The sequence below is a fragment of the Pseudomonas sp. G5001 genome, from assembly GCF_013385475.1.
Lineage (GTDB): Bacteria > Pseudomonadota > Gammaproteobacteria > Pseudomonadales > Pseudomonadaceae > Aquipseudomonas.
In genome coordinates, this window is sequence record NZ_JACAPZ010000005.1 from 136,820 (window position 1) to 160,436 (window position 23,617).

A 23,617-nucleotide genomic window follows, 5' to 3' on the forward strand; every position below is an offset into this window, starting at 1 on the left:
CAGAGCAATGCAGCAACTCAATCCTTCCGAAATAAGTGAAATTATCAAGGGCCGCATCGACAAGCTCGATGTGACCTCCCAAGCCCGTAACGAAGGCACTGTCGTCAGCGTATCTGACGGCATCGTGCGGATTCACGGTCTGGCCGACGTAATGTACGGCGAGATGATCGAGTTTCCGGGCGGCGTCTACGGTATGGCCCTCAACCTGGAGCAAGACTCTGTAGGTGCCGTTGTATTGGGCTCCTACCAGACTCTGGCCGAAGGCATGAGCGCCAAGTGCACAGGCCGCATCCTGGAAGTTCCGGTTGGTAAGGAACTGCTGGGTCGCGTTGTCGACGCACTGGGTAACCCAGTTGACGGCAAAGGTCCGCTGAACAACACCGAGACCGATGCGGTCGAGAAAGTTGCTCCAGGCGTGATCTGGCGTAAGTCGGTAGACCAGCCTGTACAGACTGGCTACAAGGCTGTCGATGCCATGATTCCTGTCGGCCGTGGCCAGCGTGAGCTGATCATCGGTGACCGTCAGATCGGTAAAACCGCTCTGGCGATCGACGCGATCATCAACCAGAAAGACAGCGGGATTTTCTGCGTCTACGTAGCCATCGGTCAGAAACAATCGACCATCGCCAACGTGGTTCGCAAGCTGGAAGAAAACGGCGCCCTGGCTAACACCATCGTCGTGGCCGCCAGTGCTTCCGAATCCGCTGCACTTCAGTTCCTGGCACCGTACTCCGGTTGCACCATGGGCGAATACTTCCGCGACCGCGGTGAAGACGCGCTGATCGTTTATGACGATCTGTCCAAGCAAGCAGTGGCTTACCGCCAGATTTCCCTGCTGCTGCGCCGTCCACCAGGCCGTGAAGCTTACCCAGGCGACGTGTTCTATCTCCACTCCCGTCTGCTGGAGCGCGCATCCCGCGTTTCGGAAGAATACGTAGAGAAGTTCACCAACGGCGCAGTGACCGGCAAAACCGGTTCCCTGACCGCACTGCCGATCATCGAAACCCAGGCTGGCGACGTTTCCGCGTTCGTTCCGACCAACGTGATTTCCATCACCGACGGTCAGATCTTCCTGGAATCGGCCATGTTCAACTCCGGGATCCGTCCTGCAGTGAACGCCGGTGTTTCGGTATCCCGTGTGGGTGGTGCCGCTCAGACCAAGATCATCAAGAAGCTCTCCGGTGGTATCCGTACCGCTCTGGCTCAGTACCGTGAACTGGCGGCATTCGCCCAGTTCGCTTCTGACCTGGACGAAGCGACCCGTAAGCAACTTGAGCATGGTCAGCGCGTTACCGAGCTGATGAAGCAGAAGCAATACGCACCAATGTCGATCGCTGACATGGCGCTGTCGCTGTATGCCGCTGAGCGTGGGTTCCTGACCGACGTTGAAATCACCAAGGTCGGCAGCTTCGAACAAGCGCTGATTGCTTACTTCAACCGCGATCACGCCGAATTGATGGCGAAGATCAACGTGAAGGGTGACTTCAATGACGACATCGACGCTGGCATCAAAGCCGGTATCGAGAAGTTCAAGGCCACCCAAACCTGGTAAGCCGCAGCGGGGGCCGCGAGGCTCCCGCTTGCTAACCTGATAGGTGTTACATGGCAGGCGCAAAAGAGATTCGCAGTAAGATTGCGAGCATCAAAAGCACGCAAAAGATCACCAGCGCCATGGAAAAAGTGGCGGTCAGCAAAATGCGCAAGGCACAAATGCGCATGGCTGCTAGCCGTCCCTACGCGGAGCGTATCCGCCAGGTTATTGGTCATCTGGCCAACGCCAACCCGGAATATCGCCACCCGTTCATGATCGATCGCGAAGTAAAGCGCGTCGGTTATGTCGTGGTGAGCAGTGACCGTGGTTTGTGCGGTGGTTTGAATACCAACCTGTTCAAGGCCCTGGTCAAGGACATGGCGGTAAACCGCGAAAAAGGCGTCGAGATCGATCTGTGTGTGGTCGGTAGCAAGGGTGCGGCCTTTTTCCGCAACTTCGGCGGTAACGTCGTTGCAGCTATCAGCCACCTGGGTGAAGAACCGTCGATCAATGATTTGATCGGCAGCGTCAAAGTGATGCTGGATGCATACCTGGAAGGCCGGATTGACCGCCTCTCCGTGGTATCCAACAAGTTCATCAACACCATGACGCAACAGCCTACCGTGGAGCAGTTGATTCCATTGGTGGCCGCCCCGGAACAAGAACTCAAGCACCACTGGGACTACCTCTACGAACCAGACGCCAAAGAGCTGCTTGACGGCTTGATGGTGCGCTACGTGGAGTCGCAGGTGTACCAGGCGGTGGTCGAGAACAACGCGGCTGAACAAGCTGCGCGGATGATCGCGATGAAGAACGCTACCGACAACGCCGGTGATTTGATCAGCGATTTGCAGCTGATCTACAACAAGGCGCGTCAGGCTGCGATCACCCAAGAGATCTCGGAAATCGTCGGCGGCGCTGCCGCGGTTTAACGGTTCAAATATTCAGAGGATCCAGCTATGAGTAGCGGACGTATCGTTCAAATCATCGGCGCCGTTATCGACGTGGAATTCCCACGCGACAGCGTACCGAGCATCTACAACGCTTTGAAAGTCAAAAGCGATGCAGGCACCACCCTGGAAGTTCAGCAGCAGCTGGGCGACGGCGTGGTTCGTACCATTGCAATGGGTTCCACCGAAGGCTTGAAGCGCGGTCTGGAAGTCACTGACTCTGGCGCAGCCATCTCCGTACCGGTCGGTAAAGCGACCCTGGGCCGGATCATGGACGTCCTCGGTAACCCGATCGACGAAGCCGGTCCAATCGACACCGAAGAGCGCTGGGGCATTCACCGTCCTGCGCCTTCCTTCGCGGAACAAGCGGGCGGCAACGACCTGCTGGAAACCGGCATCAAGGTTATCGACCTGGTTTGCCCGTTCGCCAAGGGCGGTAAAGTCGGTCTGTTCGGTGGTGCCGGTGTAGGCAAAACCGTAAACATGATGGAACTGATCCGTAACATCGCCATCGAGCACAGCGGTTATTCCGTGTTCGCCGGTGTGGGTGAGCGTACTCGTGAGGGTAATGACTTCTACCACGAGATGAAGGATTCCAACGTTCTGGACAAAGTGGCACTGGTTTACGGTCAGATGAACGAGCCGCCGGGTAACCGTCTGCGCGTAGCACTGACCGGCCTGACCATGGCCGAGAAGTTCCGTGACGAAGGTAACGACGTTCTGCTGTTCGTCGACAACATCTATCGTTACACCCTGGCCGGTACTGAAGTATCCGCACTGCTGGGCCGTATGCCTTCCGCAGTAGGTTACCAGCCGACCCTGGCCGAAGAGATGGGTACTCTGCAAGAGCGTATCACTTCGACCAAAAACGGTTCGATCACCTCGATCCAAGCGGTATACGTACCTGCGGATGACTTGACTGACCCGTCGCCAGCGACCACGTTCGCCCACTTGGACGCCACCGTCGTACTGTCCCGTGACATCGCCTCCCTGGGTATCTACCCAGCGGTCGATCCACTGGACTCGACTTCGCGCCAGCTGGACCCGAACGTCATCGGCCAGGAACACTACGACACCGCTCGCGGCGTCCAGTACGTTCTGCAGCGTTACAAAGAACTGAAGGACATCATTGCGATCCTGGGTATGGACGAGCTGTCGGAAACCGACAAGCAGTTGGTATCCCGCGCTCGTAAGATCCAGCGCTTCTTGTCGCAGCCGTTCTTCGTGGCTGAAGTCTTCACCGGTGCCTCGGGTAAATACGTTTCCCTGAAAGACACCATTGCTGGCTTCAAAGGCATCCTCAACGGTGACTACGACCACCTGCCAGAACAAGCGTTCTACATGGTCGGCGGCATCGAAGAAGCGATCGAGAAAGCCAAGAAACTGTAATTCCGGCGCCCGGTAACGGGCGCTAATCAGGTTGAGGCAAGCAGATGGCTATGACATTCCATTGCGATATCGTCAGCGCGGAAGGGGAAATCTTCTCCGGTCAGATCGAGAGTGTGATTGCACACGGCGAACTGGGCGACCTGGGTATTAACTTTGGCCACGCGCCATTGATTACATCCTTGAAGCCTGGTCCGATCACTCTGACCAAGCTGGGCGGGGAACGGGAGGTGTTTTACATCTCCGGTGGTTTCCTCGAGGTTCAGCCGAACATGGTCAAGGTACTTGCCGACACCGTGCAACGTGCTGCCGACCTGGATGAAGCCTCCGCTCAGGAAGCCGTCAAGGCTGCCGAGAAGGCCCTGAACGAAAAAGGCGCAGATTTCGACTACGGTTCTGCTGCTGCACGTCTGGCCGAGGCCGCAGCTCAGCTGCGCACCGTCCAGCAGATCCGCAAGAAGTTTGGCGGCTAAGCCGTCAAGCCTCATGCGTGATTGATTAAAAAGGGTAGCCTCGGCTACCCTTTTTCTTTTTTTGCAAAACACTTCTTTGGTCTGAAGTCTGACCGCCCAGGATTGGTAGCCATTCATGTCTCTCGAAATCGTAATTCTTGCCGCAGGCCAGGGCACCCGCATGCGTTCGGCCCTGCCCAAGGTGCTGCACCCGGTTGCCGGCAACTCCATGCTTGGCCATGTTATCCACAGCGCCCGGCAGCTGGATCCACAGCGCATTCATGTGGTGATCGGCCACGGTGCCGATGTGGTGCGTGAGCGGCTGGCGGCGGATGACCTGAATTTCGTATTGCAAGACAAGCAGTTGGGTACCGGGCATGCCACCGCGCAGGCCGTGCCGTTCATCAAGGCCGACACCGTGCTGATCCTCTACGGTGACGTGCCGCTGATCGAAGTGGAAACCTTGCAGCGCCTGCTCAAGCACGTGGTGCCAGGCCAGATGGGCTTGCTCACTGTCGAGTTGGACGACCCGACCGGCTACGGTCGCATCGTGCGCAACGCTGACGGCAAGGTCGCCGCCATCGTCGAGCATAAAGACGCCAGCGAAGCCCAGCGCGCCATCACTGAAGGCAACACCGGCATCCTCGCTGTGCCGGCTGACCGCCTGGCTGACTGGATGAGCCGCTTGTCCAACAACAACGCCCAAGGCGAGTACTACCTGACCGACGTCATCGAGATGGCCGTCAGCGATGGCCTGGTGGTAGCCACCGAACAGCCCCACGACCCGATGGAAGTGCAGGGCGCCAACGACCGCAAGCAACTGGCGGAGCTGGAGCGTCACTACCAACTGCGTGAAGGCCGCCGCCTGATGGCGCTGGGCGTGACGCTGCGTGATCCGGCACGTTTCGATGTGCGGGGTGACGTCACCGTTGGCCGCGACGTGCTGATCGATATCAACGTGATCCTCGAAGGCCGTGTGGTCATTGAAGACGACGTGGTGATCGGGCCGAACTGCGTGATCAAGGACAGCACCCTGCGCAAGGGTGTGGTGATCAAGGCCAACAGCCATATCGACGGTGCGGTGATGGGCGAGGGCAGTGATGCGGGTCCGTTCGCGCGTTTGCGTCCGGGCAGCGTGCTGGGCGCCCGCGCCCACGTGGGTAACTTTGTCGAACTGAAAAACGCCCGGATGGGTGACGACGCCAAGGCCGGCCATCTGGCTTACCTCGGCGATGCAGTGATCGGTGCCCGCAGCAATATCGGCGCAGGCGCCATCACCTGCAATTACGACGGCGCCAACAAGTACCAGACGACCATTGGCGAAGACGTGTTTATCGGCTCCAACAACTCGCTGATCGCCCCCGTCACTATCGGTGATGGTTCAAACACCGCCGCAGGTTCCACCATCAACCAGGATGTGGATAAGTCCCAGTTGGCCGTGGCCCGCGCCCGCCAGCGCAACATCGACGGCTGGAAACGCCCGGTCAAAATCAAAAAGACCTGAGTTATCCACAACCCTGAAACAATGCGGTACTCATGTGGGAGCGGGCTTGCTCGCGAAGGCGGTCTTTCGGTTGATACATGCGCCGACTGACACACCGCCTTCGCGAGCAAGCCCGCTCCCACATTTTTATCTGAGTTGATTCAAAAAACTCCGCCGCACGCTTGACCATTTTGAATGAATAGGTTTTGATTGCCTTCGTTATCTTTCGAAACGAAACTTATCATCACCATGTCGAAACGAAATACACCCCAACGTCGCCACAACATCCTTGCCATGCTCACCGAGCAAGGTGAAGTCAGCGTGGACGAATTGGCCAAGCGTTTCGAAACCTCGGAAGTCACCATCCGCAAGGACCTGGCTGCCCTCGAAAGTAACGGTCTGTTGCTGCGTCGCTACGGTGGCGCCATCACCATGCCTCAGGAACTGGTCGGTGATCCGGCACAGCCCATTTCGGCCTACAAGCGCGCCATCGCCCGTGCGGCCGTCCGGCGTTTGCGGGAACACGCGCGCATCATCATCGACAGCGGCAGCACCACCGCCGCCATGATCCCCGAATTGGGCCACCAGCCCGGCCTGGTGGTGATGACCAACTCCCTGCACGTGGCCAGCGCCTTGAGCGACCTGGAACACGAGCCGGTATTGTTGATGACCGGCGGCACCTGGGACCCGCATTCGGACTCGTTCCAGGGCCAGGTCGCCGAACAGGTACTGCGTTCCTACGATTTCGACCAGCTCTTTATTGGTGCCGATGGCATCGACCTGGAGCGCGGCACCACCACTTTCAACGAATTACTGGGGCTGAGCCGCGTCATGGCCGAAGTCGCCCGCGAAGTGGTGGTGATGGTCGAGTCCGACAAGATTGGCCGCAAGATCCCCAACCTGGAACTGCCTTGGAGCAGCGTCCATACCCTTATTACCGATGATCGCCTGCCACTTGAGGCCCGCGACCAGATTCAAGCCCGCGGCATCACGCTGATTTGCGCGGCAGTCATCTAGGAGAGAAACCATGTGTGGAATTGTTGGCGCAGTCGCTGAACGAAACGTCACTGCCATTTTGCTCGAAGGCCTCAAACGCCTGGAATACCGTGGCTACGACAGCGCCGGTGTGGCGCTCTTTACCAACGCCGGCAAGCTTGAGCGCATGCGTCGCCCGGGCAAGGTCAGCGAACTCGAACAAGCGTTGGCCGGTGAGCCGCTGGTAGGCCGCCTGGGTATCGCCCACACCCGTTGGGCCACCCACGGCGCGCCGTGCGAACGCAACGCCCACCCGCACTTCTCCGGTGACCTGGCGGTTGTGCACAACGGCATCATCGAAAACCACGAAGTGCTGCGTGAACAACTCAAGGGCCAGGGTTATGTCTTCACCTCGGACACCGACACCGAAGTCATCGCCCACCTGCTGAACCACAAGCTCAAGGACATCGGCGACCTGACCAACGCCCTCAAGGCCACCGTCAAGGAACTGCACGGCGCCTATGGCCTGGCCGTGATCAGCGCCAGCCAGCCCGACCGCCTGGTCGCCGCCCGCAGTGGCAGCCCATTGGTGATTGGCCTGGGCCTGGGCGAGAACTTCCTCGCCTCCGACCAACTGGCCCTGCGCCAGGTAACCGACCGCTTCATGTACCTGGAAGAAGGCGATATCGCCGAGATCCGCCGCGAAAGCGTGTCCATCTGGGACGTCAACGGCCAGTCCGTGGAACGTGAAGCCGTGCAGTACCGCGACGGCGCCGAAGCCGCCGACAAGGGCGAGTTCCGCCACTTCATGCTCAAGGAAATCCACGAGCAACCGGCCGTGGTGCAACGCACCCTGGAAGGTCGCCTGAGCCAGAACCAGGTATTGGTGCAAGCCTTCGGCCCGCAAGCTGCTGAGCTGTTCGCCAAAGTGCGCAACGTGCAAATCGTCGCCTGCGGCACCAGCTACCACGCCGGTATGGTCGCCCGTTACTGGCTGGAAGAACTGGCCGGCATCCCGTGCCAGGTCGAAGTCGCCAGCGAATTCCGCTACCGCAAGGTGGTGGTGCAGCCCGACACTCTGTTCGTGACCATCTCCCAGTCCGGCGAAACCGCCGACACCCTGGCCGCCCTGCGCAACGCCAAGGAACTGGGCTTCCTCGGCAGCCTGGCGATCTGCAACGTCGGCATCAGCTCGCTGGTGCGCGAGTCCGACCTGACCCTGCTGACCCAGGCCGGTCGTGAAATCGGCGTGGCATCCACCAAGGCCTTCACCACCCAGTTGGTCGGCCTGTTGTTGCTGACCCTGTCCCTGGGCCAGGTTCGCGGCACGCTGGGCGAAGGCGTCGAGGCACACCTGGTCGAAGAACTGCGCCGCCTGCCGGCCCGCCTGGGTGAAGCCCTGGCCATGGACAGCACCGTGGAGAAAGTCGCTGAGCTGTTCGCCGACAAACACCACACCCTGTTCCTCGGCCGTGGTGCGCAATACCCGGTGGCAATGGAAGGTTCGCTCAAACTCAAGGAAATCTCCTATATCCACGCCGAAGCCTACCCGGCCGGTGAGCTCAAGCACGGTCCGCTGGCCCTGGTGGATGACGACATGCCAGTCGTTACCGTCGCGCCGAACAACGAACTGCTGGAGAAGCTCAAGTCCAACCTGCAGGAAGTGCGCGCCCGTGGCGGCCAACTGATCGTGTTCGCCGACGAGAAGGCCGGCATGACCAATGGCGAAGGCACCCACGTCATCAACATGCCGCACATCCACGACACCCTGTCGCCGATCCTCTACACCATCCCGCTGCAGCTGCTGTCGTATTACGTGGCTGTGCTGAAGGGCACCGACGTTGACCAGCCGCGTAACCTGGCGAAGTCGGTGACGGTGGAATAAGCCGCACCCGAACCACCAAAACCCCCGTTCTTCGGGGGTTTTGCTTTTTCAGGCTACCGAGCATCGGGTCTTGCCGTTTCTGTGGACTAATTCCGGGAGTATTCCCCTGCTTTACCCCTAGAATGCGCCCTGTGGATAACTAGCCAGGGAATGCCGCCGCCATGAACATCGAACTGCTGATCGCCGGTATCGTCGTGCTGATTATTGTCGTCGGCCTGGTCGGCTGGCTGGTGGGGGTCTACAACGGCCTGGTGATGCGCCGCAACGATGTGGATAAAGCCTTCGCCAACATCGACGTGCTGCTCAAGCAGCGGGCAGACCAGATTCCCGACCTGATGCGCGTGGTGCAAACCGCCATGAACCATGAGAACGCGCTGTTTACCCGCCTCAGCGACGCCCGCACCGCGTACCTCAACGCCAGCAGCCTCACCGATAAAGTCGATGCCTCCAACCAGCTCAATACGGCGCTCAAGTCGGTGATTGCAGTGGCCGAGAATTATCCGACGCTGATCTCCGGCCCCAACATGGTCGAGTTGCAGCATGCGATCTCGGCGGTGGAGGAACGCATCGCCGACCGTCGCGAGTTCTTCAATGAGTCGGTCAACCTCTACAACATCGCCATCGCGATTTTTCCTGATCTGTTCTTCGCCAAGATGCTCGGCTATCAGCGCATTCCGCTGCTGGCCATCAGCGCCGAAGAAACCCGCTACGACGGCGTGAAGCTTGAGGTGCCGGGGGCATGAAAACCACCCAGGCAGGGGTTGTCACAAAAAAACCAGCGTGGAAAACCCTGGTGGCACTGGCCTTTCTCGCCGGCTTTATTGGCCTGATGGTCTACGCCCCGACGATCCTGGTGGCGCTGTTTTTTCCTGTGTGCATCCTGATCGGACTGCTGGCCAGCTTCGGCCCCAATTTCTATCGCACCGAACAGCGCCTGGCCACCAGCCAGATACGCTCATTGGCCATGGGGCTGGTGGAGGTGAACGGCAAGGTGATCGTCGACACGCCCCTGATCTCCCCGGTCCACGGCAAGCCTTGCGCCGGTTACGTGTGGGTCATCGAAGAAGGCACCAAAGACAAGGATGGCGATTGGAGCTGGAGCCAGGTCTCGGCCGAGGCTCGCTGCAATGACTTCCGCCTGCAGGACGCCACCGGTGAAGTGACAGTGATTGCCGAGGGTATCGACCTGTTCGGCAAGAAGCGCCCTGACGACCATGAATGGATCAGCAACTCCCGCCGCCAGGGCGAACTGCTCCTCACCCAGGATATGCAGGTGATGCTGATTGGCGACGCCTGCGAGCGTGCGGGCAAGACGGTGATTGCCCAGGGCCGGCAACCTGACGCGGTGTTCGGCCTGGCCGAGACCAAGGAGGTGGAAAACCGCCGTGTGCTGGCGCCGCTGTGGCGCGCCGGTGGTTTCTACGCGGTGGTGGTGGGTTTGATCGGCGTCGGCATCATGGCCATGACGCCGGAACATTTTGCCCAACTGCATTTGCCGGGCCCTGCCACCTACCAGCAAATGGCAGAGCTGAATCCCGCCTATCGGTTTCTGGCCTGGTTGTACCGTGACAACGGCTTCGTGATTCCTTTCATGGCCGCGTTTGGCTTCTTGCTGACGATGTTTGTGGTGTTGCTCGCGCTGCGGCTCTTGCTGCCCACGGGCATGCGCCTGGCGGTAGGCCGCGTGCTCGGCGCCTGGATGGGCCTGGGCATGGTGATTGGCGGCGTAGTGACCTTGCTGCTGGTGGTGGCCCAGGTGGACACCATGAAGGTGTTCCTGGTGTGGATGATGATTCTGCTGGGCACCCTGGTGTTTTCGATCTTTGAGCAACGCAAGCTAGGGGTGGCGTACAAGCATTTCGCAAAAGATGCCGGCACTGCCGGTTTAGGCGACGAAGACGCCTGATCAGGGTACAAACTCAACCTTCAAGCCTCGGCTGGCGCTGCGGCCCTGATCGTCAGTGACCCGCAACCGGTACTCCCCCGACTTACCCGGCCGCCAGTTCAGCGTGGTTTGCGGCGGGCCCTGGCCGATCAGGGTCTGGTCGGCGAACCAATACAGCGTCAGTGCATCACTGGCCGCGTTGGCGTTCAGCGGGATGCTTTCCTGGGGCTGGGACAGGCGCAGGTGGTAGCTGACCTGGGTCAGCGGCGAGCGAATCTGTGGCGCTTCGCTTTGATCGCCGACACGGTTGGGTTGGCAGCTTTTCTGCACATTGGGCGGCGTACGCCGGGGCAGCCCGGCGGCGCGGAACAGCCGCTGCACATCACTGGGCCAGAATTCGAAGACTTCTTCACGGGTGTACTGCGGGTCGAACGGCGGGCACGCGGCCTTGCCGGTGCGGGTGTCGATCAGCACCGGGCGGTGCAGGTTGGACACCCGAATCGGTGACACGCCGGGGATGTACCAGGTCTTGCGGGTACGTGGGCACCAACGGTTGGGCAAGTCACCAGAGGCCGCGCAGACGTCGATGCGGATCAGCCCGGCAGGCGGCTTGTCGGGTTTGATCACCACATTGGGCAAGGCCAGCGGCAGGGCGTCGGCGATACGGAAGAACAACGGTGCCGCAGTTTTCGCACCGATAAACTCAGGATTCGGACGGCCATCGAAGTTGCCCACCCACACCACCAGCACGTACGGGCCTACGAGGCCGGCGCTCCATGCATCATGAAAACCCCAGGACGTGCCGGTCTTCCAGGCCGTACGCCAGTGGCGCCCCGGCAGCCCGTCCGGGCGCGGGTTGCGCCGCAGCATGTCGCGCACCATAAACGCGGCCTGCGGCGTGAGTAGCTGGGCGCCAGTGGTTTGCGGCTGTTCCTGCAAATAGCGCAGCGGCCGCAAATGCCCGTCACCAGCCAGCATCACATACAGCCGCGCCAGCTCCTCGGGCGTCATCTCGCCGCCGCCCAAGGCCAGCGCCAAGCCGTAATGGCTTTCGCCGCGCAGGCCCTTGATCCCGGCCCGTTGCAGCAATCCGTAGAGTGACGGTGAGCGGGTTTGGCTGGCCAGCCACACCGCCGGAATATTGCGGCTGCGAATCAGCGCGTCACGGGCTGTCACCGGCCCGACAAAACTGCCGTCGAAATTTTCCGGCTGGAAGTAGCCGAAGTTACTCGGCATGTCCTTGAGGATGCTCATGGGGTGGATCACCCCTTGGTCCAGCGCCAGCCCATACAGGAATGGCTTGAGGGTGGAGCCCGGCGAGCGCCGCGACAACACGCCGTTGACCTGGCCGTGGATGCTTGTGGATAAGTAGTCTGCCGAGCCCACCAGGGCTTTTACGCTCTGGTCGCGGCTGTCGATCAGGATCGCCGTGGCGTTTTCCACACCGCTGCTGCGGCGCTCGGCGATGAAGCCGGTGATCAGCCGTTCCAGCAATTGTTGCAGCGCCAGGTTGAGGGTGCTGTTCAACTCATTGCCGGTTTGCGAGGCCAGCAACTGTTCGCTCAGGTGCGGCGCGAGAAACGGGATCTGCTGGCGGTTGCGGGCTTCCAGCGGCAGGTCCAGCAAACTGTCGTTACGCGGGTCCTGTGGATAAGTTTCCCGCCAGTCGGCCATCAGCCGTTGCCGGGCGGTTTGCAGGGAAGGCCCAAAGCGCGCCCGACGACCCGGTTGCTGGGGAATCACGGCCAGCGCGAGGGCTTCAGACAAGGACAACTGCGCCGCTGACTTGCCAAAATAGATCCGGCTGGCCGCTTCGGCACCTTCGATATTGCCGCCCATGGGCGCCAGGTTGAGGTAGGCCTCAAGGATGTCGTGCTTGCTGTAACGCGCCTCCAGCCACAACGCCAGGGCCATCTGCTGCAGCTTGCCGGGCACTTGGCGAGTGTTGAGATCCCACAGGCGCCTCGCTAACTGCATGCTCAGCGTCGAACCGCCCTGACGCTGGCCGCCGCTATAGGTGGCCATGGCCGCCCGCAATAACGCCGGGGGATTGATCCCCGGGTGCCAGTAGAAATTGCGGTCTTCCTTGAGCAGCAACGCCTCCACCAGTGACGGAGAAATCCGTTCCAGGGGTAGCCACAGGCGATATTGCCCGTCAGCCGCCAGGGTCATGCGCAGCAGCGAACCGTCATCGGCCAGCACCACCCGTGAGGAGGTGGCTGCCTGTTCCAGCGGCGCGTGGGGCCACAACCGTAGCCCCGCCAGAATCAACGCCGCTGCCAGCAGCGGCGTCAGGCTTTTAAGGCTTGGTAATTTCAAGCTGGCCTACTTTGCCGCGTCCTTGCAGGGTGGTTTCGTACATGCCCTCGGCGTAGGCCGGTGGCGTATTGAAGGTACCGGCGTTGGTGGCGCGCACGCGGTACACGAAGGTGCCTACATCCCGCAGCGCGGTGCCGTACAACACCACTCGGTCATCACGCACGTCGACGTAGTCCGGTTGCCAGTTGCTCAAGTCGGTCTCGCCAATCGGCGCCTGCCAGGCGTCGGCTTCTTCGGTGTCTTCGCCGGTTTCAACGTACTCCGAATCGTCGCCTTCGCTTTCCTCGGTGCTGGCCGCTTCCGGCTCCGGCGGCAAGTTATACACAGGCTCGACGCCGCCCGGCAGCAGGTCGACCACCGCCACTTGTTGCACCTGATCACGGTCGGTGGCCCGCAAGCGCAGGCGCACCAGGAACTCATCGCCTACCGCGACCTTGCTGACTGGATTGCCTTTGAGGTCGAGGTATTCGTGGATGATTTCCAGGCCGCTGTTGATCGGCTTGAGGTTGGCGCCCTTGTCATAGCCCGCTTCGCTCAGCATGTAGAACGCCGCCGGGCCGTCGGATTTTTCCATCTGCAGTTTTTGCGTACCGGCAGGCACCGCCGCACGTGGCGGCTGGCCGGCCATCTGCAACAACTGTTGCTGCTTGTCGCTGAGCCATGCGGTGGCCTTGAGGGTCATGTCGCTTTGGGCGCGCTGGCCGTAATTGTCCAGGGCCCGCAGCAACAGTGCCGCCGACAGCGAGTTGTAGCGTTGCTCGTTGAGACGCTTGCCGAGTTTATCCAGCAGGCTTGTCGGCACATCGTCGAGCATTTCCGGGAAGTGCCGCGCGAGCAAATGCAGGTGCTCGGCGTCGTGCACCAGCGGGTCGTAATACAGGCCGTCGCTGTTCCATTTATCCGACAGGGAAAGCCACGGCACCTTGCGGAACAAGGTATCGGCCTGACGATCCTGCTTGAGCAGCTTGTAGCTGGCGGCCAGGTACGCCGCGCCAATGTCGTTCTGCCAGGTGTCCTTGAAGTAGCTTTCGTAGCGCTCGCGGATATCGCTCAAGGCGCCGCTCACCAGAATCCCCTGACGGCTCAGGAGGTAACTGGCATAGGCGCGGTTGCGCAATTCCGACAGGCCTTCGCTCGGGCCGTTGGCCAGGTCGGTGAGGTACGCGTTGGAACGTTGCAGCAGGTCTTCCGGCACCGGCAGCCCGCGCTCCCTGGCTTCGATCAGGAAGTCGGTGGCGTACAGGCTGGCATACGGCGCCACATCCGGGTTGGCCGCCCACAAGCCGAAACCGCCGGCCTGGTTCTGCCGTTGACGCAGCATGCGCACCGCACCGCTGAAGGCCTGCTCGGCCTCCGGCGCGTTACCACCCCAGATCAACGCCGGCATGGCCTTGGACACCAATTGCTCGGTGCAGGCGTAGCCATAGTCATCCAGGTAATGCTTGAGGCCGTTGGCCCATACCAGCGGCGAAGCGGCGACGCCCAACTGCACATCGCGCAACTGGCTGAACAGCTCGCGGGTCGGTTTCAGCTCTTTGCTGGCGCTGTCGAAACGGCCCAGGCTCAGGGCCACCCGATGCTCGCTCAAGGGTCGGATCGATGTGGTTTCCGCCACCTGGATACGCTTGCCATCCGGCAGCACCGCGACGAAGCGCAAGTCTGCCGAGCCGAGGGTTTCGCCTACCTTGATCTTGAACTCGGCGACACCCTCCTTGCGCGGTTGCAGGGCCAGGGTGCTGGCCTTGTCGCCTTGCACCTGCAGGCCATCGCTGGTCTGCACTTCAAACTTCACGTCCGCCGCCGCGTCCAGGTTGCTGAACACCCCGGCGCTGACGCTGAACACATCCCCCGGTGCGACAAAGGCCGGCACGTTCGGCGTGATCACCAGCGGCCCGCGCACTTCGGTGTTGGCCTCGCTGACGCCCACGCTGTCGCTGTCCACGGCCACCGCAAACAGGTGCAGCTTGCCATTGAAGCTGTCCGGAACCTGGTAGTGCAGCACGGTTTCACCGGCCGGCAAGTCCACCAGGCCAGACCACCAGGCCACAGGCGGCTGATGTTTACGCTTGAACGGGTTGAGGTGGTTGGCCAGGGCGCCTTCCGTATCGCCACCCGGCGCTGCCCCACTGAGCAGGCGGCTGAATTCCGGCAGGATCAGGTCAAGGATCTGACTGGTGCCGACCTCCAGTGCACGCTTCTGGAAGAAGAAGCCCAACGGGTCCGGCGTCTGGTAGCGCGCCACTTGCAGGATGCCTTCGTCCACCGCGTAGACCACTGCGCGGCCAGGGCGGTCGGCGTTGACCTTGATATCCAGGGTCTGCCCCGGCTCGATCTTCGCCGGACCTTCGACTTTCAGCGCCATGCGCCGCGCGTCGAGGTTGATGCTGAACGGCACCACGCCGTAGGACAGCGGGCTCATGTAGACCTCGGACGAACCAATGTCCCGTACGAACTGCACGTTGACGTAGGCATTGCCCTCAAGCCCCGCAGGAACGCGGATGTGTTGCACGCTGTTGGTGCTGTCGGCCTTGAACCACTGCTGGGTGTAGACCTTGTCCCGCTCGATGGTGATCAACCCGGCGCCGGTGTACGGCGCGCGAATGCTGATGGCGATCTCATCACCGGTGGCGTAGCTGCGTTTATCCAGGCGCAGTTGCAGTTCGGCGTTGCGCTCCAGGGAGCGCGAGGTGTTGCCCCGGCCGGCGACGCTGTAGTCGATCTGGTTCAGCAGGTTGCCGTTGGCGTCCTTGAGTTGCAGGGTGAAATCGCCCGGGGTGCCGGTGTTCAGGGTTTGCTTGGCGCCGTCCTTGGTCATCACCAGCGGCGAGGCCGGCTGGCTGATGTTCTTGATGCGCGACTCGTATTTGTAGGTGCCGTTGGATTGCTTCACCAGCACCGAGACGTAGCGGTGCTCGACCACTTCACTGGTCAGGCCGTCGACTGCGACTGGCGTGAGGTCTGGCGCCACGGCCAGCCATTGCACTTCACGCGGAGCGTCCTTGGCGACGAAAGACAGCGAATCCTTGCTCTTCACACCCACCAGGTACGGCGCCGCCGACACCAGCAATGCGCTTTGTGCGGCGACGTTGCGACCGCCTTCGGCTTCGTACACCTGGGTCATCACTTGCAGGCGGTAGGTGCTGTTGGCGAAGCGTTGCAGGTTCAGGTCCAGCACCGCCTGGCCATTGTCGTCGACGGTGGTTTCGGCCAGGTCTTCGGAGCTGGCTTCTTCCAGCGAGTCATTCAGGCGGAAGCGGTAATCCGGGTAGCGATCAAAGGCCGCGAGCGTCGGGCTCAGAGACATTTTCGCCGTGACGCGACGACCCGCGGCCGGAGCGCCGAACAAGTGCATCGCGGTGACCTTGGCCACCACCTGGTCCGGCGGGATCCAGCCCAGCACCGGTGTATCGTGCAGGCTCAGGCTGACTTTCATCCGGTCCGGTTCAAAGTCGCGGACCTTGAAGCTGACGCTGCCCAGGTCGGTACGACGCTGCTTCTCACCGATCAGTTGCAGGGTCGCGGTGTAATCGCCGGATGGCGCTACTTCGCTGCTTGGGAAATCGAAGGTTTCAAAACCGCTGGCCGACAGTTTCAACGGCTGGCGAATCACCTCAAGGCCACGGGGGTCGGTGATCTGCAACTCAACCGGCAGGCCTTGCAGGGCGCCTTTCCAGTCGCCGCTGCGCACGATCATGCCCAGGTGCGCGGTCTCGCCGGGCCGGTACAGGCCGCGATCGGTAAACAGGTAGGCGCTGAGGCGATTGATCGCACCGTCTTCTTCCAGGCCGCCTACATCAAAGCGCGACAAATCCAGCTGTTGCGACTGACGGGCAATCGGCAGGAAGGATTGGTCATTGCCGCGACTGACCACATACATCAACGGCGTTTTCTCACGGCGCAGTTCATCCAGCTTGGCGAAGTGCGCGTGACCTTCGGCGTCGGTATGGCCGCTGGCGACCGGCAAACCGTTGCGGCCGATGATATCGACCTGGGCGTCGGACACCGGCGAGCCGTTGCCGATGGACTGCACGTACACATCGTGACTGCCATCGCTGGAGCGCTTGGCGATGATGCCCAAGTCGGTGACCACGATGAAACGCAGGTCGCTGGTGGTGTTGCGCGAGTAGTCGAAGGTGCGATCGGCCGGGTCGTCCTGCGGGCTCAGCTTGAGCACAAAAATCCCCCGGCGGCCGCCGTTGGCCGTCAGGTAGCTGCTCAGGTCGACATTGTCGTAGACGGTTTTCGACGGGTCGCCAGCCGACAGCGGAATGTCCAGGCTCTGACGCTCCACCATCCGGTCGAAGTAGTCATTGGCAAAATTCGGTCGGGCAAAGCTGCCGCTGCTCTGGTCCACCAGGTGTTGCAACTGGTTGGGCAGCAGGCGCGCGATTTCCACATGGGCGCCGGGTACGCCACGGGCCATGAAGCCCAGGCGTTTTTCGCCGGTGAGGCTGAGCAGGGCGCCGTCGGACAGGAACTGCAGCGTGCGTGGATAAGCCGGCATGCTCACGAGAGAGGCTGTCGGATTTTTCGCCAGGTAGCCGCCGATGGCTTCCAGGTTGGCCGGCACCCGCACATACAGGGCGCGGCCCGGCGGGGCCTTGAACTTGAAGGCGTGCAGGGTGTTCAGCGGTTCGACGCTCGGCACGTGGGTCAGCTTGACCTTGGTGCTGCTGGCCAACAGCTTGTCGTCGATGTCTTGCAGGTTCCAGGGGCGGGTATCGTCCTCGGCTTTTTCCGGCAGCATCCAGGCCTGCACCTTGTTGGCGATGGTCTCGTCGGCCACGGCGCTGGAACTGCTGAACATCAACACCGGCTCGGGTTCGCCGCGCTCGTTGTCGACAAAGCTGACTTCGGCGCCGGTAAAGGTCAGGCGATAGCGGCCGGGCACGGTGACTTCGGCCACCAGCGGCGCCGAGCTGGGATTGCCGCCATCACGGGCCTTGAGGCCTTCATCGAGCTTGGCGCTGACCGGGGTGCTTTCCAGTGGGGTGGCCAGGGCGGCAGAGCGCACAAAGGCGTTGAGCTTGTGTTCGTCGAAGGTGATTTCCGGGCGATTGGGCAGTTGCGCGTCGCGGTAGGCCAGACCTTTGCCGAGGGCGACCGAGGCACGTTTGCGTACGCTGTCTTCGTCTACCGGGTGGGAAAAGTGGAAGGTCGCTACCAGCTGTTTCTGCGTCGGGTTGCTCGGGTCCTGGTACAGCTCGTTTTGCGTCAAGGTGGCGCGGAACGGCTGGGTGGAGAATTGGCTGGTGTATTGGCTGAGCAGTACGCCGTCGGCCAACAGGGTTTTCTTGGCCAGGTCGATGGTGTAGTGGGCGTCGACGGGCCAGTCTTTTTCCGGGGTGAACACCAGGCTGCGGTCATCCGCCCAGCGCCAGGCGCCGGCGATGGCAGGCTTGAGGGTGATGCCTTCGGTGACCGGCTTGCCGATGGCCGCCAGCGGGGCCACGGATTCGGCGAAGCGCACCTGCAAGTTATCCACAACTGGCTGCGGCTGGGTGTAATCCGTCAGGTTGGGCTTGTGCAGCGAATAACCCACGGTGTGGGGCTGTGGCAGGTGGGAATACCAGTGCCAGCCGTAAAAGCCCGCGGCCAGCACCAGTACCAGGGCCAGCGCGCCGCCCGCAGCCTGGCGCGGATAAGCCCGGGCCTTGTGGCCGACGTTGACCAGGCCGTTGCCTGTGGCTTGCAGCCAGCGCGGCGGCTGCCACTGGCCGAACAGGCTGCGCGCCAGCCATCGAACGGCGCTGAACAGGACACTCACCACTGAGATCAAGGCCCCGAAAAAACGGCGGCTGGTCGCTTTTAACGAATCAAACATGGTGAGCATCCCTGGCAATGTGTCGCGTATCTTACACGTCTCTTTGATACAAAAGATGACGGCAAATGCGCCGCAAAGCTCAGGCTTGCTGTACGAAGGTGAGGCGTATCGCAAAACCGATCAAAAGACTGCCAAACAGCCATTGCTGAAGGCGCTGGGCGGACGGGCTGCGTTCAAGCCAGCGGCCGATTCTTGCGCCGGCCAATCCATAGCAACTGTCGAATCCCAGGCCGACCGCCACCAGAATCGCCCCCAACAGCGCAAACTGCGCCGTCACCGATGTGCCATGTGGATCAATGAATTGCGGCAGCAGCACGGAGCAGAACAGCAGCGCCTTGGGGTTGAGCAGGTTGGTCAGCAACCCCCGCTGGAAGGCTTCGCGCCAGGCATGCGCCGGTGCCGTGCTGTGCTCGGCGTTCAGGTTGGGCAGCAGGTTTGAGCGCATGCACTGCACGCCGATCCACAGCAGATACGCCGCACCGCCCAGGCGCACCACATCGAAGGTCCAGGGTGCGACCTTGAACAGGGTCGCCAGGCCCATCCCCGCCAGCGCCACGTGGCAGGCTCGCGCCAGGCCCAAGCCGCCTGCGGTTGCCAGTGCCATCGCCTTGCCCTGGCGGGCGCCGGTTTGCAGCAGCAGGATCATGTCCGGGCCGGGCAGCAGGTACACCACTGCCAACGCGACTAAAAACAACCAGAGTTCTGCCATGTGCCTGCCCCTTGCGGTAGGTGATTCGTAGGGCAATTTTAGGGGCGAAGGCCGGGGCAGGTGCTTGCGTAGTCAGATGGAAAAGCGTCTAGTCTTGGCACAATCTGCCACTTTTTTCGGGCGAAACATTTCACTTATGCCAAATCTGAAGCTGGATGCATTTGACCGCAAGATTCTTGAAGCCCTGCAACGGGATGGCCGGCTGAGCAACGTGCAACTGGCGGACGAGATTGGCCTCTCGGCCTCGCCCTGCTTGCGGCGTGTGCGGCTGCTGGAAGAGGCCGGGGTGATTCGTGGTTACCAGGCAAGCCTGGACCGGGATGAAGTCGGGTTGGGGCTGACGGTGTTTGTCGGGGTGAAAGTGGAGCGGCATAACGACGAGCAGGCGGAGGCGTTTCGGTTGGCGGTGACGGCGCTGCCCCAGGTGATTTCGGCGTTTCTGGTGTCGGGGGAGTCGGATTTCCTGCTGCAAGTGGTGGTGCCGGACTTGCGCGGGTATGAACGGTTCCTGACCGGGAGCTTGTTGAAGTTGCCGGGGGTGAGTGATATCCGCAGTAACTTCGCGATTCAGACGGTGAAGACGCCCGGGGCGTTGCCGCTGAGTCACCTTCCCGGCTAGATCGTTCCCACGCTCCGCGTGGGAATGCCGCCCTGGACGCTCCGCGTCCGCTTTAAAAGTCGTGACGCGGAGCGTCACCGGATGCATTCCCACGCAGAGCGTGGGAACGATCAGATAATGACGCCGGGGGCATCTTCCCGGCTGGTGATTTCTTATTGTGGTAAGGACGCTTGTTGTGGCGAGGGAGCTTGCTCCCGCTGGGCTGCGTAGCGGCCCCAAAATCCTGGGAGCGCTGCGCACTCCAGCGGGAGCAAGCTCCCTCGCCACTGGGGTTGTGTGGATTTGGGGAGGGAGGTGGTCGTCAGGTCCACCAGTAGCGCACGAGATGAAAGAAGATCGGCGCGGCAAAACACACTGAATCCAGCCGATCCAGCATCCCGCCGTGCCCTTCGATCATGTGCCCCCAATCCTTCACGCCGCGGTCGCGCTTGATCGCTGACATCACGATCCCGCCCGCAAATCCCAGCAGGTTGATCAACAGTGCAATCAGGAACGACTGCCAGGGATTGAACGGCGTGGTCCACCACAGCGCCGCGCCGATCAGGGATGACAGCAGAATCCCGCCGACAAACCCTTCCACGGTTTTCGATGGCGACAAGTTGGGCGCGATCTTGTGTTTGCCGAACAGCTTCCCGCACACGTACTGCAACACGTCCGACAGTTGCACCACGATCACCAGGTAGGCAATCAGCAGCAGGTTGCGGCCTTCGTAGCCGACGATATCCAGGGTCAGCAGCGCCGGCACGAAGGACACACAGAACACCGCGATCATCAGCCCCCATTGCACCTTCGATGCCCGTTCCAGGAAGTGCGTGCTGTCGCCGCCCAATGACGCGAGGATCGGCAACAGCAGGAACACGTACACCGGGATGAAGATCGAGAACAGCCCGTACCAGTCGAAGTAGATCAGCAGGTATTGCAGTGGCAGCGCCAGGTAGAAGGCCGCCACCAGCGCCGGGTAATCGCTTCGCCGGGTCGGCGTGAGTGTGAGGAATTCCCGCAGCGCATAGAACGACACGGCGTAAAACAGCAGGATCACCGCGCCGGTGCCGAGCCAGAACGCCACGCCGATCACCACCACCATCACCCACCACGCATTGATGCGGGCGTTGAGGTTGTCGATCACCGCGTTGGGTGTGCCACGGGTGCGCAGTTTGAGGATCAGGCCGATCAGCGAGGCGAGCACGAGGATCGCGCCGATCCCGCCGAACAACATCAGGGTTTGGCTATCCATCTCAGGAATGCTCCGGGGCAAGGGCGAGCAAGGCGTCGCGGGTGCGGGCGAGGAACAGCGCCTTGTCTTCGCCGTCCTCCAGTTGCAGCGGTGCGCCGAAGCTGGTGGTGCACAGCAAGGGCAGCGGCAGCACACGGCCCTTGGGCATGACCCGGTTGAGGTTGGCGATCCACACCGGGATCAATTCGGCTTGTGGATAACTCTTGGCCAGGTGATACAGCCCGCTTTTGAACGGCAACAGGCCATCTTCCAGGTTGCGCGTGCCCTCGGGAAAGATGATCAGCGAGTCGCCGTTTTCCAAGGCCTGAAGCATCGGCGCCAGAGGGTTATCCACAGGGTCCTTGCGCTCGCGGTCGATCAGCACGCCGTTGAACACCCGGTTGATGATGTAGCGGCGCAGGGCGCTGGTGTTCCAGTAGTCGCTGCCGGCCACCGGGCGGGTGAATTTACGCAGGTTCTGCGGCAACGAGGCCCACAGCAGCACGAAATCGCCGTGGCTGCTGTGGTTGGCGTAGTAGATGCGTTGCACCGGCACCGGCGCGCAGCCAAGCCACAGGCTGCGGGCGCCGGTGACGGTGCGGGCCATGGAGGTAATCAGGGTGGCGACCACGGGTTCGAACATGGGGATTCCTTATCCGGCGAAGGGCAGCCAGGGGCTGGCCAGGATGACGGCCACGGTCAGCAGCACTTGCGCCGCCAGCAGGTAGGCTTGCTTGCGCAACAGTTTCAGGGCGCCGCGACGGCGCTCGGTCCAGGGGCGGCCTGCGCGTTTGGCGGATTGCAGGCCAAGGGTTTGCATGGCCTGGTCGAAGTCGGGCGTGCGGTCGGTGTCGCGGGCGAGCAGGGCGAACAGGTCGGCGTCGAAGGCCACCCGCAGCGCCCAGTATTTTTCCAGCAGCCCGAGCACAATCATCCACAGGCTGAGGATCAGGCAGACCGGCGTGATGCTGGCCATCAGCAGTTGAGCGAGGCCGAACAGTACGCCGAGCAAGGTCAGGCCTGTGGATAACTGATCCAGGGAACGGCCCCGCCGCAGCAGGCTGGCGACGACCTGTAATTCCATATCAGCGGGCATGGGCTAAACCCTCCAGGGCTTCACGGTGCGCGGAATGCAGCACCACACGTGGGCGTGCTGTACGAATAATAGCCACCGCCTCGTCGACATTGCCTGCGCGCCCGGTATGTAGCAGCCATGCAGCCACGGCGGTGGCGCTGCGTGAGTAACCGAGGGCGCAGCACACCAGCAAGGGTCCGGCTGAGCGTAGCCGCTCTATCGCTTGGGCGGCTTCCACGCATTGCGCTGCAGTGGGCGCCGTCAGGTCGAGCACTGGCAGGCTGTAGTAGGCGCGACCCTGTGGATTAATCGGCAATTCGGCGCACAGATCGACCACCGCCTTGAATGATCCCAGCTCACCGCTGGTGGGAATTCGCCCCAGCCAAACGTTATCCACAACCTGATCGGGCTGTGGATGTCTACGTGTCCACAGGCGGGAATTGATCCAGGCGGCCACCAGATAAGGCGCCAACAACCAGCGCGCCGCCGGAGTGAGTCGTCCGTCGGCGCGTTTCTGAAATCCCGCAACGCCCAGTACCAGGTAATTCGCCTTCATCAAGCCAAGGGATACCGCCGGCCAAAGCAGCCACAACCAGCCGCCGCCAAGGGAAAACGCCAGGATCAAACACACCAGCGACCCGAAGCCATAGCGCAGTCCCAGGCGCCAACGCTGGCGGTCCCTGGTCAGCTGGGCATTCAGCAGCGGGCTCGGATGTTCCAGCGGCCACAGCCACACGCACATCCAGCCGGCGAGGGCGCCTGTGGGTAAGTCAATAAAGTGATGTTGATAAGTGGTCAGCACCGAAAGGCCGATCAACGCGAACCAGCCATGCACCAGCCAGCGCCACAGGCCCTGGCTATGCCGCTGATACATTATCCACAGCACCACCAGCAGCGCGATGTGCAATGACGGCGCCTGGTTGAACGGCTTGTCGAACCCGGCGAGTACCGCAAACAGCCAGCCAAACACGCCGTCCAGCGCCGGCCTTTCAAAGGTGAAGCGCAAGGGCCAGATCAGGAAGCAGGTGACGGCAATCACTTGGGCCGTCAGCAGGCGCAAGGCATGTTGTTTCAGTTCATGGCGGGTGCTTGGCAGTAGCAGGGAGAAACCGTAGAGCAGGTCGATCGACCAGTAGGGCACGATGGTCCAGGCCCAGAACGGGATATGGGTTTCCCAGCCGAACACCATCGTGCCCACATCGCTGCGCTGGCTGGTGACCCACGTGGCAAAGCCGTAGGTGCTGAAAAACAGCGGCGCCAACAGCAGCAGCCACAGCACCGCCGGTTTCAACAGGCCCGGTTCACGCATGG

Annotated in this window: 17 protein-coding genes; 10 read left to right on the forward strand and 7 right to left on the reverse strand. The window is 61.6% G+C overall.

Going from position 1 to position 23,617, the window contains the following annotated elements; all coding sequences use genetic code 11:
• Positions 1–7: 7 nt before the first annotated feature.
• From atpA to HX805_RS02060, 9 genes are all read left to right on the forward strand, one after another.
• Entirely contained in the window at positions 8–1,552 is a 1,545-nt protein-coding gene (gene atpA / locus HX805_RS02020; RefSeq protein WP_003213549.1) for a F0F1 ATP synthase subunit alpha, read from the forward strand.
• Between the two features lie 50 nt (positions 1,553–1,602).
• Complete coding sequence (gene atpG, locus HX805_RS02025) at positions 1,603–2,463, forward strand: F0F1 ATP synthase subunit gamma (protein WP_003213547.1); 861 nt, start codon at positions 1,603–1,605, stop codon at positions 2,461–2,463.
• 27 nt (positions 2,464–2,490) lie between these two features.
• Positions 2,491–3,870, forward strand: a complete 1,380-nt coding sequence (gene atpD, locus HX805_RS02030; RefSeq protein ID WP_003213545.1) for a F0F1 ATP synthase subunit beta — start codon at positions 2,491–2,493, stop codon at positions 3,868–3,870.
• 44 nt (positions 3,871–3,914) lie between these two features.
• Entirely contained in the window at positions 3,915–4,340 is a 426-nt protein-coding gene (locus HX805_RS02035; protein WP_008439541.1) for a F0F1 ATP synthase subunit epsilon, read from the forward strand.
• A 115-nt stretch (positions 4,341–4,455) separates the two neighbouring features.
• Positions 4,456–5,823 carry a bifunctional UDP-N-acetylglucosamine diphosphorylase/glucosamine-1-phosphate N-acetyltransferase GlmU gene (glmU, locus tag HX805_RS02040; RefSeq protein ID WP_102370203.1) on the forward strand — a complete coding sequence of 456 codons (1,368 nt, stop codon included), beginning with the start codon at positions 4,456–4,458 and terminating at the stop codon, positions 5,821–5,823.
• A gap of 228 nt (positions 5,824–6,051) precedes the next feature.
• Positions 6,052–6,819, forward strand: a complete 768-nt coding sequence (locus tag HX805_RS02045; protein WP_003213539.1) for a DeoR/GlpR family DNA-binding transcription regulator — start codon at positions 6,052–6,054, stop codon at positions 6,817–6,819.
• A gap of 10 nt (positions 6,820–6,829) precedes the next feature.
• Positions 6,830–8,662, forward strand: a complete 1,833-nt coding sequence (gene glmS / locus HX805_RS02050; RefSeq protein ID WP_008439539.1) for a glutamine--fructose-6-phosphate transaminase (isomerizing) — start codon at positions 6,830–6,832, stop codon at positions 8,660–8,662.
• A 161-nt stretch (positions 8,663–8,823) separates the two neighbouring features.
• Positions 8,824–9,405: a LemA family protein gene (locus HX805_RS02055; protein WP_177116556.1), complete on the forward strand. Its 582-nt coding sequence runs from the start codon at positions 8,824–8,826 to the stop codon at positions 9,403–9,405.
• Positions 9,402–10,568, forward strand: coding sequence for a hypothetical protein (locus HX805_RS02060; RefSeq protein ID WP_177116557.1), 1,167 nt, complete (start codon positions 9,402–9,404; stop codon positions 10,566–10,568). The genes HX805_RS02055 and HX805_RS02060 overlap by 4 nt, the downstream gene beginning before the upstream one ends.
• On the opposite strand, the gene pbpC is transcribed toward HX805_RS02060, so the two are convergent.
• From pbpC to HX805_RS02075, 3 genes are all read right to left on the reverse strand, one after another.
• Positions 10,569–12,866 carry a penicillin-binding protein 1C gene (gene pbpC / locus HX805_RS02065; RefSeq protein WP_032899911.1) on the reverse strand — a complete coding sequence of 766 codons (2,298 nt, stop codon included), beginning with the start codon at positions 12,864–12,866 and terminating at the stop codon, positions 10,569–10,571.
• Positions 12,847–18,690 carry an alpha-2-macroglobulin gene (locus HX805_RS02070; protein ID WP_177116558.1) on the reverse strand — a complete coding sequence of 1,948 codons (5,844 nt, stop codon included), beginning with the start codon at positions 18,688–18,690 and terminating at the stop codon, positions 12,847–12,849. The genes pbpC and HX805_RS02070 overlap by 20 nt, the downstream gene beginning before the upstream one ends.
• Before the next feature lie 79 nt (positions 18,691–18,769).
• The gene (locus HX805_RS02075) at positions 18,770–19,399 is read right to left on the reverse strand and encodes a LysE family translocator (protein ID WP_177116559.1); all 630 of its coding nucleotides are present in this window, start codon (positions 19,397–19,399) and stop codon (positions 18,770–18,772) included.
• A gap of 145 nt (positions 19,400–19,544) precedes the next feature.
• On the opposite strand from HX805_RS02075, the gene HX805_RS02080 reads away from it, so the two are divergent.
• Complete coding sequence (locus tag HX805_RS02080; protein ID WP_032899927.1) at positions 19,545–20,018, forward strand: Lrp/AsnC family transcriptional regulator; 474 nt, start codon at positions 19,545–19,547, stop codon at positions 20,016–20,018.
• Between the two features lie 301 nt (positions 20,019–20,319).
• Here the strand turns inward: HX805_RS02080 and HX805_RS02085 are convergent, their stop codons facing one another.
• From HX805_RS02085 to HX805_RS02100, 4 genes are read right to left on the reverse strand one after another with little or no spacing between them, the layout of a single operon-like run.
• Positions 20,320–21,252 (reverse strand): phosphatidate cytidylyltransferase, encoded by a 933-nt coding sequence (locus HX805_RS02085; RefSeq protein WP_063033761.1) that lies wholly within the window; start codon positions 21,250–21,252, stop codon positions 20,320–20,322.
• 1 nt (position 21,253) lies between these two features.
• Positions 21,254–21,874, reverse strand: a complete 621-nt coding sequence (locus tag HX805_RS02090; RefSeq protein WP_003213522.1) for a 1-acyl-sn-glycerol-3-phosphate acyltransferase — start codon at positions 21,872–21,874, stop codon at positions 21,254–21,256.
• A 9-nt stretch (positions 21,875–21,883) separates the two neighbouring features.
• A complete protein-coding gene (locus HX805_RS02095) occupies positions 21,884–22,327 on the reverse strand; it encodes a hypothetical protein (protein ID WP_003213520.1) in 444 nt (147 codons plus the stop codon).
• Positions 22,317–23,615: a phosphatase PAP2/dual specificity phosphatase family protein gene (locus HX805_RS02100; protein ID WP_177116560.1), complete on the reverse strand. Its 1,299-nt coding sequence runs from the start codon at positions 23,613–23,615 to the stop codon at positions 22,317–22,319. Before HX805_RS02100 ends, HX805_RS02095 begins: the two co-directional genes overlap by 11 nt.
• Positions 23,616–23,617 lie beyond the last annotated feature (2 nt).

What these genes read in the sequence shown, in the direction of transcription:
- HX805_RS02095 (WP_003213520.1), bottom strand. Translation starts at nt 22,327, where the DNA reads ATGCCCGCTGATATGGAATTACAGGTCGTCGCCAGCCTGCTGCGGCGG.
- HX805_RS02100 (WP_177116560.1), bottom strand. Translation starts at nt 23,615, where the DNA reads ATGCGTGAACCGGGCCTGTTGAAACCGGCGGTGCTGTGGCTGCTGCTG.
- HX805_RS02055 (WP_177116556.1), top strand. Translation starts at nt 8,824, where the DNA reads ATGAACATCGAACTGCTGATCGCCGGTATCGTCGTGCTGATTATTGTC.
- atpA (WP_003213549.1), top strand. Translation starts at nt 8, where the DNA reads ATGCAGCAACTCAATCCTTCCGAAATAAGTGAAATTATCAAGGGCCGC.
- glmU (WP_102370203.1), top strand. Translation starts at nt 4,456, where the DNA reads ATGTCTCTCGAAATCGTAATTCTTGCCGCAGGCCAGGGCACCCGCATG.
- HX805_RS02085 (WP_063033761.1), bottom strand. Translation starts at nt 21,252, where the DNA reads ATGGATAGCCAAACCCTGATGTTGTTCGGCGGGATCGGCGCGATCCTC.
- HX805_RS02090 (WP_003213522.1), bottom strand. Translation starts at nt 21,874, where the DNA reads ATGTTCGAACCCGTGGTCGCCACCCTGATTACCTCCATGGCCCGCACC.
- HX805_RS02075 (WP_177116559.1), bottom strand. Translation starts at nt 19,399, where the DNA reads ATGGCAGAACTCTGGTTGTTTTTAGTCGCGTTGGCAGTGGTGTACCTG.
- glmS (WP_008439539.1), top strand. Translation starts at nt 6,830, where the DNA reads ATGTGTGGAATTGTTGGCGCAGTCGCTGAACGAAACGTCACTGCCATT.
- atpD (WP_003213545.1), top strand. Translation starts at nt 2,491, where the DNA reads ATGAGTAGCGGACGTATCGTTCAAATCATCGGCGCCGTTATCGACGTG.
- atpG (WP_003213547.1), top strand. Translation starts at nt 1,603, where the DNA reads ATGGCAGGCGCAAAAGAGATTCGCAGTAAGATTGCGAGCATCAAAAGC.
- HX805_RS02035 (WP_008439541.1), top strand. Translation starts at nt 3,915, where the DNA reads ATGGCTATGACATTCCATTGCGATATCGTCAGCGCGGAAGGGGAAATC.
- HX805_RS02070 (WP_177116558.1), bottom strand. Translation starts at nt 18,690, where the DNA reads ATGTTTGATTCGTTAAAAGCGACCAGCCGCCGTTTTTTCGGGGCCTTG.
- HX805_RS02060 (WP_177116557.1), top strand. Translation starts at nt 9,402, where the DNA reads ATGAAAACCACCCAGGCAGGGGTTGTCACAAAAAAACCAGCGTGGAAA.
- HX805_RS02045 (WP_003213539.1), top strand. Translation starts at nt 6,052, where the DNA reads ATGTCGAAACGAAATACACCCCAACGTCGCCACAACATCCTTGCCATG.